Source organism: Pseudomonas fungipugnans (genome assembly GCF_029955235.1).
GTDB lineage: Bacteria > Pseudomonadota > Gammaproteobacteria > Pseudomonadales > Pseudomonadaceae > Aquipseudomonas > Aquipseudomonas fungipugnans.
Genome location: NZ_JARBWL010000002.1, coordinates 2,184,674 through 2,199,714 on the forward strand (window position 1 = coordinate 2,184,674; position 15,041 = coordinate 2,199,714).

At 57.3% G+C, this 15,041-nt stretch carries 11 protein-coding genes; 8 read left to right on the plus strand and 3 right to left on the minus strand.

Features of this window, described 5'->3' with window-relative positions:
* Positions 1–51: 51 nt before the first annotated feature.
* The 7 genes from POF45_RS25115 to POF45_RS25150 all read left to right on the plus strand — a co-directional run bounded on the left by POF45_RS25115 (position 52) and on the right by POF45_RS25150 (position 8,822).
* Positions 52–393 (plus strand): helix-turn-helix domain-containing protein, encoded by a 342-nt coding sequence (locus POF45_RS25115; protein WP_259501077.1) that lies wholly within the window; start codon positions 52–54, stop codon positions 391–393.
* On the plus strand, positions 390–761 hold the full coding sequence (locus POF45_RS25120; RefSeq protein ID WP_003223109.1) for a hypothetical protein: 372 nt from the start codon (positions 390–392) through the stop codon (positions 759–761). The genes POF45_RS25115 and POF45_RS25120 overlap by 4 nt, the downstream gene beginning before the upstream one ends.
* Positions 762–1,169, plus strand: a complete 408-nt coding sequence (locus POF45_RS25125; protein WP_259501082.1) for an SEL1-like repeat protein — start codon at positions 762–764, stop codon at positions 1,167–1,169.
* A gap of 222 nt (positions 1,170–1,391) precedes the next feature.
* The gene (locus tag POF45_RS25130) at positions 1,392–6,152 is read left to right on the plus strand and encodes an RHS repeat-associated core domain-containing protein (RefSeq protein ID WP_282316974.1); all 4,761 of its coding nucleotides are present in this window, start codon (positions 1,392–1,394) and stop codon (positions 6,150–6,152) included.
* Between the two features lie 15 nt (positions 6,153–6,167).
* Positions 6,168–6,587, plus strand: coding sequence for a hypothetical protein (locus POF45_RS25135; protein ID WP_349016871.1), 420 nt, complete (start codon positions 6,168–6,170; stop codon positions 6,585–6,587).
* 895 nt (positions 6,588–7,482) lie between these two features.
* A complete protein-coding gene (locus tag POF45_RS25145) occupies positions 7,483–8,409 on the plus strand; it encodes an RHS repeat domain-containing protein (RefSeq protein WP_431978618.1) in 927 nt (308 codons plus the stop codon).
* Complete coding sequence (locus POF45_RS25150; RefSeq protein WP_282316976.1) at positions 8,406–8,822, plus strand: hypothetical protein; 417 nt, start codon at positions 8,406–8,408, stop codon at positions 8,820–8,822. Before POF45_RS25145 ends, POF45_RS25150 begins: the two co-directional genes overlap by 4 nt.
* A gap of 308 nt (positions 8,823–9,130) precedes the next feature.
* Here POF45_RS25150 and POF45_RS25155 read toward each other — a convergent pair whose 3' ends face one another.
* Positions 9,131–10,921, minus strand: coding sequence for a bifunctional diguanylate cyclase/phosphodiesterase (locus POF45_RS25155; RefSeq protein WP_259501096.1), 1,791 nt, complete (start codon positions 10,919–10,921; stop codon positions 9,131–9,133).
* A gap of 133 nt (positions 10,922–11,054) precedes the next feature.
* The gene (locus POF45_RS25160) at positions 11,055–13,136 is read right to left on the minus strand and encodes a carboxy terminal-processing peptidase (RefSeq protein ID WP_259501097.1); all 2,082 of its coding nucleotides are present in this window, start codon (positions 13,134–13,136) and stop codon (positions 11,055–11,057) included.
* Between the two features lie 138 nt (positions 13,137–13,274).
* On the opposite strand from POF45_RS25160, the gene POF45_RS25165 reads away from it, so the two are divergent.
* Positions 13,275–14,237 carry an NAD(P)H-quinone oxidoreductase gene (locus POF45_RS25165; protein ID WP_259501098.1) on the plus strand — a complete coding sequence of 321 codons (963 nt, stop codon included), beginning with the start codon at positions 13,275–13,277 and terminating at the stop codon, positions 14,235–14,237.
* Positions 14,238–14,370: 133 nt separating this feature from the next.
* Here the strand turns inward: POF45_RS25165 and POF45_RS25170 are convergent, their stop codons facing one another.
* On the minus strand, positions 14,371–15,024 hold the full coding sequence (locus POF45_RS25170) for an HAD family hydrolase (protein ID WP_259501099.1): 654 nt from the start codon (positions 15,022–15,024) through the stop codon (positions 14,371–14,373).
* Between the last annotated feature and the right edge of the window lie 17 nt (positions 15,025–15,041).

The window sequence follows — 15,041 nt, forward strand, 5'->3', positions numbered from 1 at the left end:
TTCAAGGGAAAAGTGCCGACTCGCTAAGTGTCGTTGTCCTACGGGGAAGTCATGGATATTCAGATAATCACTCGCGAAGGCGAGCCCGAGTATGCGGTTGTGCCGTGGGCTCAGTATCAGGCTCTACTCAAAGCGGCAGGCATCAACGAGCAACCGCCACAAGACGCCGTAGTGCGCCGTGCGGCCTCGCCAGACCAGATTCTTCCGGGTCTGGATCAACTACGCAGTTTGCGCGAAGGGAAGGGCATCGCCATCGAGGCGTTGGCCCGCACGGTAGGCATCAGCCCGTCTTATCTGGCCTTGATCGAAAGTGGCGAGCGTCTGCCTGACGCTGCGATTCGCCGCAGCCTGGCCTGGGAATTGACGGTGCCAGGATGGAGGGATGAGTCGTGAGCGTACGCATCAGTCGTCAACATTGGGACGGGTTGCTGGGTGAACTGGATCAGGCACGGCGTCAGCGCCATCTGCTGACGTATCGAGCGCTGCTGGAGCGTTTGCAGTTGCCGACGCCGGCCATGCAAACCCTGACCGCGGCCCTTGAACACCTGGCCGCGCTGGACGCCAAGGCCGAGCAGCCGCTGCGCAGCTCGCTGGTCATCAGCCAGGGCGCGAGCCGTCTGCCACGCACCGGTTTCTTTGAATGCGTCGAGCGCCTTGGGCGTTTTTCCGGGCCGTCCGACGGCGTGGCCGCCGCGTCTTGGCACGCTTCGGAAGTGGTGCGGGTATTTGAATACGAATACCCCGAGTCGGCAGAGGCCTGAGTGCTGTTACAACTCAAGGCGCGGGCCGGTTACTGGCTGGCCCGCCGGTTGTTTCACTGGTCGTGGTTTGTCCGCCAGCCACGAGGCTGGCGCTGGCTCGAAGGTCAGTTCGCGCGCATGGCCAACCTTGGCGATGTTGGCGCGCAGAGCTTCTATGGCCACATCCTGACGTTTCGCGGCATGGGCCTTGGGGCTCGCGAGGAGGGCGTGCGATTGCTGCGCCTGGCCGCGTTGGCGGGGGATGGCAAGGCGGCGTATCAGGTCGGCGTCATCAGCCTTGCCGGAACGCCGTCCAAAGCCCCGGATGCGGTTGAGGCTGCACGCTGGTGGGGCATGGCGGCCAAGGCCGGCCATCCATTGGCTGAACTCAAGTTGCAAGAGCTGGCATCTCGCGGCCCGGCGCAATAACCCCATCGTTGTCCGATGTACAAACGTGGCGTGAGAGCAATCTCCCGCCACGTTTTTGTTTCCGCGATTGTGGATTGAAAGAGAAATCCTACAGAAGCGGCTGACTTGCCTGACTTCTTTCCTGTCTGATCCCCCGCAAAGTCTTGCGCGCCATTTTCTGCGCGAGGGATTGCTCATGTTTGCCCCGATTTTTCTTCCCGTTCCACGCCGCCCGGTGTGTTGATGGAACACGTCGACCGCATCGAGCGGGAACTCGACAGTTTCAAAGACACCCTGACCCTGTACCGCCAGCAACTCGACCACTGGTTTAACTGGACGGCGGATGCGATCAGCCATGCCGCCGATTTGCCGTCGCTGATGAGCATGGACCGGCGCCTCAAGTTCGGTAACACCCGTAAAACCGTGGGCATGAAGGATGCCGATTTTTTCTCGATGGTCGCCACGTGCCCGGCCAGCGGAATTCTGGAAATCGAGAGCCAGTTCGAATCGGTCTACGACATTCCATTGGGCAACATTCAGGTGGATGTGATTGCCCGTGATGGCGGTGAAATAACGCCCGTCATGCTTGATGAAAACGGCAAGGGCAGGTTTGAAGGCACTCCCGGCAAGCAATATCGCGTTCACGTCCACAGTCAGGTCAGCCCGGACCAGGTCGAGGATCTTTTCACGTCTTACGATGGCCTGACCAAGGAGCTGGAGGACTGGCTGCGCAATGAGTGGAAGGTGTTCAAGCCGCAGTGGTCGCAGTCAACATCGGCCGCCGTGGGCAATGGGTTGCTGGCCGGGAGCCTGGCGGCAATCACCGGTGTCTGGGATGGCATCAGCCTCGTTTTCAACACCCTGAAAGATCCAGGCAAGCTTCTTGAGGAGTTGGGCAGTGGCGCCCAACAGTTGATCGACCTGGCAGAAAAGTCCCCGGACGCATTCGAAAAAGCCATGCTGCTCGCCAGCGATGAAGCGGTGCTTTGCCTGTTGATGCGCGCTGCGAGTCTTTGGTTCGAAGCACTACCGCCCAGCCAGATCGCTGGCATCTCGGCAGAAACGGCCAGCCAGGTCATCGTCTCGCTGCTGATCGATATTCTGATTGCCCTGGTGCTAGCGGCTACGGGTGCCGGAATTCCTTTGGCCAAAGCCTGGCTGATCTCTCGCGGAGCCAAGTACGGCTGGTTGCTGGCGAATCTGGCAATACGCTTCGTCGAAGCCGTTTTCTCCATCCTCAACAACATCACTCAATACGTCGACCGCTACAAAAAGATCGCCGCCCGAGGCGTGGTTGCCGCGGTTAAAAAAGGCCAGATGCAACTGAGCTGGAACCCCCGGCGCAACACCGTCATCAAGCATAAAGAACACCACGACGACGCCCCGAAACAGGCGAAAAATCCCAACGGCGACAGCGCCGAACCCGCCGACAAAACCGCGACCAACAAATGCCCGGTATCGATGGTCACCGGCGAGGAACTGCTGACCCTCACCGACGGTTCGCTGGACGGCATCCTGCCGTTCGATTTCACCCGGCTCTACCGCACCAGCGCCGCCGAGATTGACGGCGGCCTCGGTTATGGCTGGAGTCACAGCCTGGCCCATCGCCTGGAAATCGACGGTGACGGCATCCTCTGGATCGACCACGAAAACCGTCGCACCTTTTTCCCGCTGCCAAATGCGCAACGCCCGGCGATCCACAACAGCCTGTCGGGCGCGGCGATTTACCTGGGCAATGACTCCGACGAACTGATCCTCGCCCAGGCCGGTGAAGAGGCGCGGTTCTACCACTTCCACAACGGCCGGCTGACGGCGATCAGCGACGCCTACGACAACCGCCTGCACATCACCCACGACCGTCGCGAGCGTATCAAACGCCTGGATAACGGCGCCGGTCGCGCCTTGCTGCTGCGCTATGACCGCGCTCACCTGATCGCCGTCGATTACCAGTCTTTTCGCCCGGCCCCAACGGCCGACGAGGCCTGGCACACCGAGCTGACATGGGTCCGTTATCGCTATGACGAACGCCATCGGCTGATCGAAGCGACCAATGCTGCCGGCGAAAGCGAACGCTACGACTACAACGAACAGCACGTCATCCTGCAGCGGCAGTTGGGCGGTGGGGCGAGTTTCTTCTGGGAGTGGGAAAAGTCCGGCAAGGCTGCCAGATGCATCCGCCACTGGGCGTCATTTGCCCAGACGGATGCGCGCTACGTCTGGGACGACGAAGGCAGTGTCACCGTCAAGAACATCGACGGCAGCGAAGAGGTGTATGTCCACGACGAGCGCGCGCGGTTGGTGCGCAAGGTCGAGCTTGACGGCGGCGAGCACCTCAAGGCCTACGACGACAACGGCCGACTGATTGCCGAGCAGGACCCGCTCGGGGCGCTCACGCAATACCGCTACGACGAAGTCGGACGCCTCGTGGCGCTGATTCCGCCCGCAGACGAGCCAACGGCCTACGAATACCGCAACGGCTTCTTGCATGCCCGCTATCGTGGCGACGCGGTGTGGACGTACCGGCGCAATGCTCAGGGCGACATCACCGAGGCCGTCGACCCGCACGGGCAGGTCACGCATTACCACTACGACGCTCAGGGACGACTGCTGTCGATCCGCTACCCGGACATCAGTCGGCACGTATTCGTCTGGAACGGCTTGGGGCAACTGATCGAAGAAACCCTGCCCGATGGCAGTCATCGGCGTTATGCCTACGACGTACTGGGGCGGCGGACTACCACGCAGGATGAACACGGCGCCGTTACCCGTCATGAATGGGATGCCGTTGGCCGACTGATCCAGACCACTCTACCGAGTGGTGCAACACGCGCTTTCAGCTACAACGCCTACAGCCAGATCACCGCCGAACGGGATGAACTCGGTCACGTCACCCGCTACGAGTATGCCGATGACTTGCATCAGGTCAGCCGGCGCATCAACCCCGACGGCAGCCAGCTCAGGTACCGCTACGACAACGCGTTGCTATTGCTCACGGAAATAGAGAACGAATCCGGTGAAAAATATCGGCTGGATTACACCGCCAATGGCTTGATCCGACAGGAAACCGGGTTCGACGGTCGTCGCACGGCTTATGCCTACGACCTCAACGGCCACCTGCTGGAAAAGACCGAGTTCGGCGATGACGACTCAACGCTTGTCACCGCTTATGAGCGGGATGCGGCAGGGCGCTTGCTGCTCAAGACCCTGCCCGACGGCATCAAGGTCGCATACCGCTACGATCGCCTTGGGCGCCTGGTGGGCGTCGACGACGGCCACGACCATCCCCTGGCCTTCGAGTACGACCAACAGGATAGGCTGATCACCGAGCATCAGGGTTGGGGCACCTTGCGTTATGCCTACGACGTCTGCGGCCAGCTCAAACAGCTGCGCCTGCCGGACAACAGCAAGCTCGACTACCACCACGCCAAGGGCGGCGCACTCACCGCCATCGACCTCAATGGTGCGCGGCTCACCAGCCATCAATTCGAATTCGGTCGCGAACAGCAGCGCCAGCAAGGCCAGCTCATCAGTCAGTACCACTATGACGAACAGGGCCGGTTACAGGCCCACGCCGTCAACCAGCAGTCCCGGCCGTTGTACCTGCGCCACTACCGCTATGCGGTCAACGGCAACCTGGCGTCCGTCGCCGACAGCCGATACGGCCAGCGCAGCTATTACTACGATGCCCTCAACCGCCTGACCCGCGTGCGTCACACGCGCAACGAGCCCCCGGAAAGCTTCGCCCACGACCCGGCGGGCAACCTGCTGATGCAGGATCGAGCGGGACCGACGACCGTCAAAGGCGACCGCTTGCTGCTGCAAGGCGACCGGCATTACGACTACGACGCCTACGGCAACCTGATCCGCGAGCGGCGCGGCACCGGGCAGAAACGGGTCACTGAATACGCCTACGATTGTCAGCACCGGCTGATCGGCATCGCGCTGCCAGACGGCCGTTGCGCCCGTTACCGCTACGACGCCTTCGGCCGGCGCATCGCCAAAACCGTCGATGGCAAAACCACCGAGTTCTTCTGGCAGGGCGATCAACTCGTCGCCGAAAACGGCGAAGACCACCACCGCAGCTACGTCTACGAACCCGGCAGCTTCCGCCCGCTGGCCATGCTCGACGGCGAAGGCCCACACAAGGCCTGCCCCTTCTACTATCAACTGGACCACCTCGGCACACCCCAGGAACTGACCGATTACGGCGGCGAGATTGTCTGGTCCGCCCGATACAACGCCTACGGCAAAATCACCGACCTGACCCACGGCGCCAGCGAACAACTCGACCAGCCGCTACGGTTTCAGGGGCAATATTTCGACGCCGAGAGCGGCCTGCACTACAACCGCCATCGGTACTATGATCCGGGAGTCGGGCGGTACCTGACGCCGGACCCGGTGAAACTGGCGGGAGGGCTGAACCCGTATCGGTACGTGCCGAACCCGACGGGGTGGGTTGATCCGTTGGGGTTGAGCGGCAACTGCCCACCACCGAATAAGCCGGGGTGTAAAGCGCCGGATGATACTGCGGGCGCTAAGGTTGATGAGGGTGGGCCGGCGCTTCCAAAGCTGCGACCAAAAGAAGAGGCAAAGCGAAAAGTCTTATCTTGGGAAAAAAAATATGACATGCATAGTGTTGCGAAGCACGGGCCAGAAATCCCGGACGAGGCTCTGAAGCAGCGCTCAATTGATGGTTCTCATCCAACAAAAAAAGGTAAAAAAGAAGGAGTTAACTCGAGCTCTCAATTTACGTGTTGGACTTTGCAGTGCCAAGCGATTGAATATGCTATCTCGAAGATGGATAAGGAAGTGCCTGAACCTACTGGATATGACACAAAAGGTAATCCTGTTGTTAGAGTCAAAATACCTGGGGCCGGACGAGGGTATAAGCCAAATGATAAAGATCGTGATAATCCAAAATATGTGGAAGTCATGAATGAGGCGGAAGTTAGATTTGATAAGAAAAATATCAAACGACCATTCACGGCTTTTCCAAGAAACTAGAGAGGAGTAATTTTGTTGAAATCTCCGTTTGAGAATGTAAGTCTGTCATGGGAGCCCCGCCTATCTTATATTTTGGGGGGGCTTGAAGTTTATGATCGGGAGGAGGACAGAGGTGAGGCTCTCAAAAAATATAATCCTAATGATATTCAGGACCGTTGCGAAATAATTAAAAAATTCGTGCTACGTGATTTGGATTATCTAAGCTATAGGCATCGATTTGCTCTGTTCAAAGTATTGGAAATGGCTTTAATTGATAAGGGGTTCGATTTCTCTGCTCAGTTTGAAAGCGATTACGATGAGTGCAGTACTATAGTTTGGGATGAAACAGAGATAGAGGATGCTCGTGGATTTTTTGAAGAAATATATAGGCTGGCAGGCGAAGAATGGAGGGAAGACCTAAATAAAGCAAGGCTGGAAGATCAATCTACTTGGTAGTGTGGAAGTATGTTAGTTGATCGATGGATTGGACGGCCGTACATTCCGATATCTTCTTGTTTTTTAGGGTGTTTTGATATTTATGATCGTGAAGAAGCTTTAGGCGAAGAGCTGGATGGATTCGATCCCAATGACCCGGTAGACAGGAAGGAGCTCATCCTTAAGTATTGCCTCCCGAAAAAAACGCTCATATCGAAAGCGCCTTCTCTACAAATGGTCGGAAGAGGCGCTTCAGGATAAAAATTATGACTTTCAGTCGCTGCTGAAATATGCGCCAGAAGCGCACTCATCATTTCCTGATGGATGAGATGGAAAATACTAAATTTTTTTTGAGGACGTTTTTCGATTGGCACCTGTTGAATGGAAAGATGATCTGCAAAAAGCCAGCCTCGAAGATCAATCCACTTGGAAAAACGTAGATTAGATCGTACAAGTCCGAAGTTTTCGCGCGGTTTCGCCGGAACTTCCTCAATGATTCTCCAGGGACTTGTCTTGCTCTGTGCCATTCCATTGCATGATGGCTTTGACGTGCTGGATATGATCGGGCGGCGATTGCAGGCAAGACCTTCGAACATCGGCTAGCAAGTATTCAGTCGAAAATGACGTTGTCCGCGCAGACGCTTTCGCGGGCAAGCCCGCTGCCACATTGGATCAAGTCGGGCACGAAAATTGTGTACGCCATCAGACCCTGTGGGAGCGGGCTTGCCCGCGAAGGCGTCCGTTCAATCACCGCTGCCCTATGAGCCGTTCATCCTCACATCCAGGCACCGCCAAATTATTAGTCACATGCACGCCATACGCTCGCAGGTAAGAAGAACATGGTTACTAATCAAAAAATTTCAACGCCTGAAACCGCAGCTACGTCTACGAACCCGGCAGCTTCCGCCCGCTGGCCATGCTCGACGGCGAAGGCCCACACAAGGCCTGCCCCTTCTACTATCAACTGGACCACCTCGGCACACCCCAGGAACTGACCGATTACGGCGGCGAGATTGTCTGGTCCGCCCGATACAACGCCTACGGCAAAATCACCGACCTGACCCACGGCGCCAGCGAACAACTCGACCAGCCGCTACGGTTTCAGGGGCAATATTTCGACGCCGAGAGCGGCCTGCACTACAACCGCCATCGGTACTATGATCCGGGAGTCGGGCGGTACCTGACGCCGGACCCGGTGAAACTGGCGGGCGGGCTGAACCCGTATCGGTACGTGCCGAACCCGACGGGGTGGGTTGATCCGTTGGGGTTGAGCGGCAACTGCCCACCACCGAATAAGTCGGGGTGTTCGAAGCCGGATGAGGTGGGTGGGGCGGTTGTTGATGAAGGAGCGCCGGCGCTTCCGAAGCTGACGGGGGAGCAGCGGCGGGCGAGGATAGAGACTCTTAAGGATGAGGTTGCTAAGCGCTGGGTTGAGCGTTTTGAGGATAAATATCCCGGAATGCACTCTATTGGTAAGCATGGTGCCGCGGTTCCTGATGCGGTCATTCGTCAGCGTGCTATTGATGGGACCGACCCAATTACAAAAAAGAAAGCAAAAAAGGGGAACTTAAGCTCTCAATATAAGAGTTGGAGTTTACATATGCATACCTTGAATGGTGATATGACGAGGGTTGTTAGGGGTATGGCGCAGTTTACGGGAACTGATGTGAACGGCTATCCAATTGTCCGGCGTGATAACGAAAATGTAGGGAGAGGTTATAAGCCCAATAAAAAAGACTCCCAAAAACCTAATCTCCTTGAGTTAATGCATGGTTCTGAGACGAAGTTTAGTAACGGGGAAAACCCTGTTCCATTTACCTCGCATCCGGTTGATATGAAATGATAAAGCACCCATTTTTAGATATTGAGTATAAGCCAAGTGTCCGTGAACTAATCGGTGTGTTCGATGTGTATGATCGGGAGGAAACTCTTGGTGAAGAATTAGATGCGTATGATATTAACCAATCGGCAGATCGGAAGGGTCTCGCAGAAAAATACATAGTAGGTACTAATGACTATTTGAGTTATAGGCATAAGTTCATATTGGTTAACGCTCTGTATCTAGCGCTGCAAGATCGTGAGTATGATTTTCAGGCTTTGCTAGAGCATGACTGCGAAAGCACCAATCGCTTTCCAGACTGTTGGGATGAAATGGACGAGCCTCGCAAATTTTTTGAGGATATTTACGAAGTTCTTAGTGCTGCGTGGAATGACGAACTCAAAAAAGCAAATCTCGAAGATAGAGCTGCTTGGTGAGGTATTTGATTTTTATCATGGGTCTTAGACTTGGTAGGGTTTGTAGGTGATCCTTGCAGCTTATATAGATGTTATTTTGTAAATCTTGCGGGTTGTTTTTATGGGTATTCGGCTAGCGTAATGTTCTTTCATTTAATTTTTCTAAAATTTCGAACATTGGCTAGCGACTGTTCAGTTGTGAATGACGTTGTCCGCGCAGACGCTTTCGCGGGCAAACCCGCTCCCACATTGGATCAAGTCGAGCACGAAAATTGTGTACGCCATCAGACCCTGTGGGAGCGGGCTTGCCCGCGAAGGCGCCCGTTCAATCACCGCTGTCCTATGAGTCGTTCATCCTCACATCCAGGCACCGCCAAACTATCAATCACATGCACGCTATACCCCGGCACGTTCTTCGCGTGGTGTTTGGCCTGGGACGCCATCTCGGCCAACTGGCTCGCATCCAGCCCCGCGCAAGCCTCTGGGTGCAGGTGCACCACACCAATCGACAATGACAGCAGCGGGAATTCCTGTCTCATGCCCTGGCGGTTGGGGGCGGTGAAGCAGCCGGCTTCCAGATGTTCGCTGCGATAGAAGCGTCGGCATTGGCTCTGGAAGTCGTCCAGCAACTGGTTCAAGCGTTTGCGCCAGTCTTCGGGGCCGAGTACCAGCAGGAAATCGTCGCCGCCGATATGCCCGACAAAGTCGCGGGACGGGTCGACGCGGTCGTTCAGGCATTGCGCCAGGCACAGCAGGACTTCATCTCCACGCCCGTAGCCGTAGATATCGTTGAAGGGCTTGAAGCTGTCGATGTCCACATAGCAGATCACCGACTCCCGCGCCTGTTGCAGCAGGCGGGTCAGGCATTGCTGAATCGGCACGTTGCCCGGCAGCAAGGTCAGCGGGTTGGCGTAGCGGGCCTGCTGGATCTTCAGTTCGGTGATCAGCTTCAGTACATCAATCACCCGACCCAACCCCAGATAACCGCCGTTGAGGGTGATGATGAAATCTTCTTCGATGCGTTGCCTGGCACGACTGGTGATCAGTCGGCTGACCTGTTGCAGCGATTGGCTCATTTCCACCGCAAGAAAATCATCATTCATCAGACGGCTGATGGGCTTGCGGGCGAACAGGTCGGTGGCAAACGGCTTGAGTAGCGCATCCGAGAGCGAATGGCGGTGGACGATGCCACAGGGGTGGCCCCACTCATCAAGCACCGCCAGCGAGTTCAGGTTGGCCTGGCGGCGAAATGCTTCCAGCACCGTCGCGGTCGGCGTATCGCGGGCCACCGCCGGCTGCTCGTTGAGCAGGGCGCTGAGGTCGCTGCCTTCATCGTTCAGCGCCACGGCGGTGCTGTCGTGTTTGGGCATCAGCGCCCGAGCGTCACGAGGCGGCTGCTCCTGTGGGCGGCAGAGCAGATAGCCCTGCACCAGATCGACGCCCATTTCGGTCAACACCGCCAGTTCTTCCGGCAGCTCAATGCCTTCAGCTATCACCTGCGCCCTGGAGGCCTTGGCGATTTGCAGGATGGAGCCGACGAACTCGCGCTTGAGCGCATCCTGATGAATGCCGTCGATGAAATGCCGATCGATTTTCACGTAGTCCGGACGCAGTTCGGACCAGAGTCGCAAGCTCGAATAACCCGCGCCGAGGTCGTCCAGCGCAATGGAAAAGCCCATCGCCCGATAGTGATGCAAGGCGTTTTGCAGCAATTCGAAATCATCGGTCGGGGTCTGTTCGGTGAGTTCGATCACCACCTGACTCGGTGGAATACCGAAATCCTGCAACAGCTGCAAGGTGCGGCCGGGTTGGTGCGAGGTTTCCAGCAGGGATTCAGGCGAGACGTTAAGGAACAGCTTGCCGGGCAGTTGCTGTTCGTTGAAACGCCGGCAGGCACTTTGTCGGCAGGCAATTTCCAGTTCGCTCAGGCGCCCGGCCTGGCGAGCGACGGCGAACAGCGCGATAGGGGAGTGCAATGGGCTGTTTGAGGGGCCACGACTCAGGGCTTCGTAGCCCAGGATGCGGCGTTCGGAGAGGCTGATGATCGGCTGGAACAGGCTGTGCAAACCGCTTTGAGCCAGTATTGAACTCAATGCACTCAGCTGTTCGGTCGTGGTCATGGCGTTCTCTGGCGATAAAAAAAGGACTGGGAGCAGACTCCCGTTAAAGAGTGCTCCCAGTCCCTTATTTCACGACAGAATGATGACTGTTTGATGACGCTCCGGGGAGCGGCACCATTAAATTGCCATCACCTTACTTCTTTGCGACCTGGTTACTCAGCTTCAGGTAATCGAGCAGGACGCGCCCGGTTTCGCTCAGGTAAGCATCGTCTTCCGGTTTGATCTTGTCCGGCTCGGCCGCGATGGCGTCTTCGTCTTCTTTCTTCAGTTCTTTGAGCGGTGCTTCACCCTTGGCCTTGCGACGGATATTCTCCATAACAAGCTGCTTGGCATCGATATCGGCATGTTGTGCACGACGATCGGCTTCGTTGAGGCTGACGGTTTTTTCTTCCATCAGCTTCTTGGCCAGGGCCAGCTTGTCGCGGATGAACACGAACTCTGCGTCTTTGGCCGAACGGGCGTCATGCTCGGACTTGAGCTGAGCGATGTAAGGCTTGAACGGGTCGACCGCCGGCTTGATGGCCGCCTTGATGGTGTCCCACGGCATGGCTTCCGGCAGGGCGCTTTCGCCGATTTCCTTGGTGTCGATGATCGACGGGAAATCAACATCCGGCAGTACGCCCTGATGCTGGGTGCTCTGCCCGGAAACCCGGTAGAACTTGGCCAGGGTCAGTTTCAGCTCGCCATGGTTGAGCGGCTGAATGGTCTGCACGGTGCCTTTGCCGAAGGTCTGGCCGCCGATGATCAGCGCGCGGTGGTAGTCCTGCATGGCGCCGGCAAAAATCTCCGAAGCCGAGGCGGACAAGCGGTTGACCAGCAACGCCATCGGACCTTTGTAGAACGCGCCCGGATTTTCATCCTCAAGCACGTCAACCCGGCCATCGGCATTACGTACGAGTACGGTCGGGCCCTTGTCGATGAACAGGCTGGTCAGCTCGGTGGCTTCTTGCAAGGAGCCGCCGCCATTGTTGCGCAGGTCGATGACCACGCCATCAACCTTGTCTTTTTGCAGCTCGGTCAGCAGTTTTTTGACGTCGCGGGTGGTGCTCTTGTAATCCGGATCGCCAGCACGGAATGCCTTGAAGTCCAGATAGAAGGCCGGAATCTCGATGACGCCGAGCTTGTAGTCCTTGCCGTCCTGTTTCAGGTTGAGGATCGACTTTTTAACGGCCTGATCTTCAAGCTTCACCGCCTCGCGGGTAATCGACACGGTCTTGCTGGTCTGATCGTTTGGCGCATTGCTGGCCGGAATCACTTCCAGGCGCACGACTGTGCCTTTCGGACCACGGATCAGCTTGACCACTTCGTCCAGACGCCAGCCGACCACGTCGACCATTTCTTTGCTGCCCTGGGCAACGCCGATGATCTTGTCGGCCGGTGCCACCTGTTTGGTCTTGTCGGCAGGGCCTGCGGGCACCAGACGCACGACCTTCACCTGATCGCTATCGCTCTGCAACACGGCGCCGATGCCCTCAAGGGACAGGCTCATGTTGATGTCGAAGTTCTCCGCGTTATCCGGCGACAGATAATTGGTGTGCGGGTCGTAGGACATGGCGAAGGTGTTGATGTACGCCTGGAAGATGTCTTCCGGACGAGTCTGGTCCAGGCGCGACAACTGGTTCTTGTAGCGCTTGGTCAGGGTGTCCTGAATCTGTTTGGAGTCTTTGCCGGCGATCTTCATTCGCAGTACTTCGTCCTTGACGCGTTTGCGCCACAGGTCGTCAAGCTCTGCGTTGGAGGTTAGCCAAGGGGCGTCCTTGCGATCGATCAGCAAGGTTTCCTTGGTGCTGAAGTCCATCTTGTCGACGCCCTTGTTGAGCTCGGCAATGGCGAAGTCCAGACGCGATTTGACCCGGTCCAGATAGCGCTTGTAGATGGTAAACCCAGGGTTGAGGTCGCCGCTTTTGAGGAAGCCGTCGAACTGGGACTTCCACTTGTCGAATTCGGTGATATCGCTGGCCAGGAAATAACTGCGCGATGGATCCAGGAGCTTGAGGTAGCTCTCGTAGATGATCACCGAGCGTGCGGCATCCAGTGGCGGCTTGCTGTAATGATTACGTTTGAGCAGCTCGACGACGTTCAGGCTGGCGATCACTTCGTCACGATCAGGCTGAAGGTTGTCCCAGCTATTGGCTGCAAACGTATTGCTCGACATCGGCAAAAGGCCGATACCAATGAATAGGGCTAGGGCGGTGCTGGGAAACAAATGCTTCATGCTGATTCGACGCGGGGACAATTGATCACGCATATTAGGCCGTCTTTGAAGTCGCCGGTACCACGAGGGCCGGTCGCATAATGCAAAAAGCCCGGCGCTATAGCAGCGGGCTCAGTCCAGACTCACTATGGAGGCACTGTGAAAGCATTGCAAGGCGTGGAAGGTCAAGTGGCATGGGTTGAAGCACCGAGTCCTGCGTGTGATGTAGGACAAGTGCGCATTCGAGTGGCGGCAGCGGGCCTTAATCGCGCCGATTTATTACAGAAGGCCGGGCTCTATCCGCCCCCTCCCGGTGCCAGCCAAGTGCTCGGTCTTGAGTGCTCCGGGGTCATCAGCGAAGTCGGTCCGGGCTCGGCCTGGCAGGTGGGCGACCGGGTCTGTGCCTTGCTGGCCGGGGGGGGCATGGCGCAAGAAGTGGTGGTCGACGGGCGGCATGTGTTGCCGGTTCCCGAAGGCGTGTCGTTGGTGGAAGCGGCAGCGTTACCGGAGGTGTATGCGACCGTTTGGTTAAATGTATTTCATCTTGCAGCGCTCAAGCCCGGTGAGAAAGTTCTGCTGCACGCGGGTGCCAGCGGAATTGGTTCAGCCGCCATTCAGTTGTGCAAGGCGTATGGCAATCCGTGCTGGGTCACCGTCGGTTCCGCGGAGCGTCTGGCGTACTGCGAAGCCCTCGGCGCCCAGGGCGGAGTGGTGCGCACCGGCGACCTGGAAAGCCTGAACGACCTGGGGCCGTTCAACGTGATTCTCGACCCGGTGGGCGGCAACTATGCCGCGCTCAACCTGAAGCTGCTGGCGCAGGACGGCCGCTGGGTGTTGATCGGTTTGATGGGCGGGCGCGAGGCGAAGCTGGACCTGGCCCAGGTGCTGGCCAAGCGAGTGCAGTTACTGGGGTCGACCTTGCGCAGCCGCGATGATCAGTTCAAGGCGGATTTGTTCAGTGACTTGAACCAGCATGTCTGGCCATTGTTTGCCGAAGGGCGCTTGAGTCCGCAACTGGCCAAGACGTTCCCGATCAAGGATGCCGAGGCGGCGTTTGCCGAGTTGGCGAGCAATAAGGTCGCGGGGAAACTGGTGTTGGTGATCGATGAAAGCCTGACCTGATCCCGCGAAAACATCTCAGGCTCAACGCAATCCTTGTGGGAGCGTGGCTTGCTCGTGATTCAGGCGACACGGTTTTTCAGTTGAACCGCGTCATCGTTCATCGCGGGCAAGCCACGCTCCCACAGGTGGTCTATTACTTCCAGAGATGGATTGGCCAGCCGGCTTTTTCGGCGTGCTCAAGCAACACCGGATCCGGATTGACCACGTGCGGGAAATCCACCTTCAGCAACAACGGCAAGTCGTTGCGTGAGTCGGAGTAGAAACTCGCGCCCTCAAGGTTTTCCTCTTCGGCATCCAGCCACTCGAGCAACCGGGCGATCTTGCCTTCGCGGTAGGTCAGGGTGCCGACCGTGTGACCGCTGTAGACCCCGTGGGCCACTTCCAGTTCGATCGCCAGAATCTCGTCGATGCCGAGGCGATCGGCAATCGGTCGCACCAGGTGCGTGCCCGAGGCCGAGATCACCAGAATCCGGTCGCCGGCCTTGCGGTGCGCGGCGATGGTTTTAGTCGCGTCACTGAAAATGATCGGCTCGATATAGTCTTCCACCCACGGCCCGACCAGATGCGCCACCTCTTCTGCCGTGCGACCAATCATCGGCTCCAGGCTGAAGGTCATGAAGTCCTCCATACGCAATTTGCCGTGGCTGTAGGCGTCCATCAGTTCGTTGTTCTGCCGCATGAACGATTCGGGATCGACCCAGCCCAGTCGGCCCATCTGTTCGCTCCAGAGGGTGGCGCAGTCGCCGTGGATCAGGGTTTCGTCCAGATCAAAAATTGCCAGGGCCATCAGTGCAGTTCTCTCTT

Coding starts and splice junctions, on each gene's coding strand:
- POF45_RS25115 (WP_259501077.1), top strand. CDS start 52: ATGGATATTCAGATAATCACTCGCGAAGGCGAGCCCGAGTATGCGGTT.
- POF45_RS25130 (WP_282316974.1), top strand. CDS start 1,392: ATGGAACACGTCGACCGCATCGAGCGGGAACTCGACAGTTTCAAAGAC.
- POF45_RS25145 (WP_431978618.1), top strand. CDS start 7,483: ATGCTCGACGGCGAAGGCCCACACAAGGCCTGCCCCTTCTACTATCAA.
- POF45_RS25150 (WP_282316976.1), top strand. CDS start 8,406: ATGATAAAGCACCCATTTTTAGATATTGAGTATAAGCCAAGTGTCCGT.
- POF45_RS25155 (WP_259501096.1), bottom strand. CDS start 10,921: ATGACCACGACCGAACAGCTGAGTGCATTGAGTTCAATACTGGCTCAA.
- POF45_RS25160 (WP_259501097.1), bottom strand. CDS start 13,136: ATGAAGCATTTGTTTCCCAGCACCGCCCTAGCCCTATTCATTGGTATC.
- POF45_RS25170 (WP_259501099.1), bottom strand. CDS start 15,024: ATGGCCCTGGCAATTTTTGATCTGGACGAAACCCTGATCCACGGCGAC.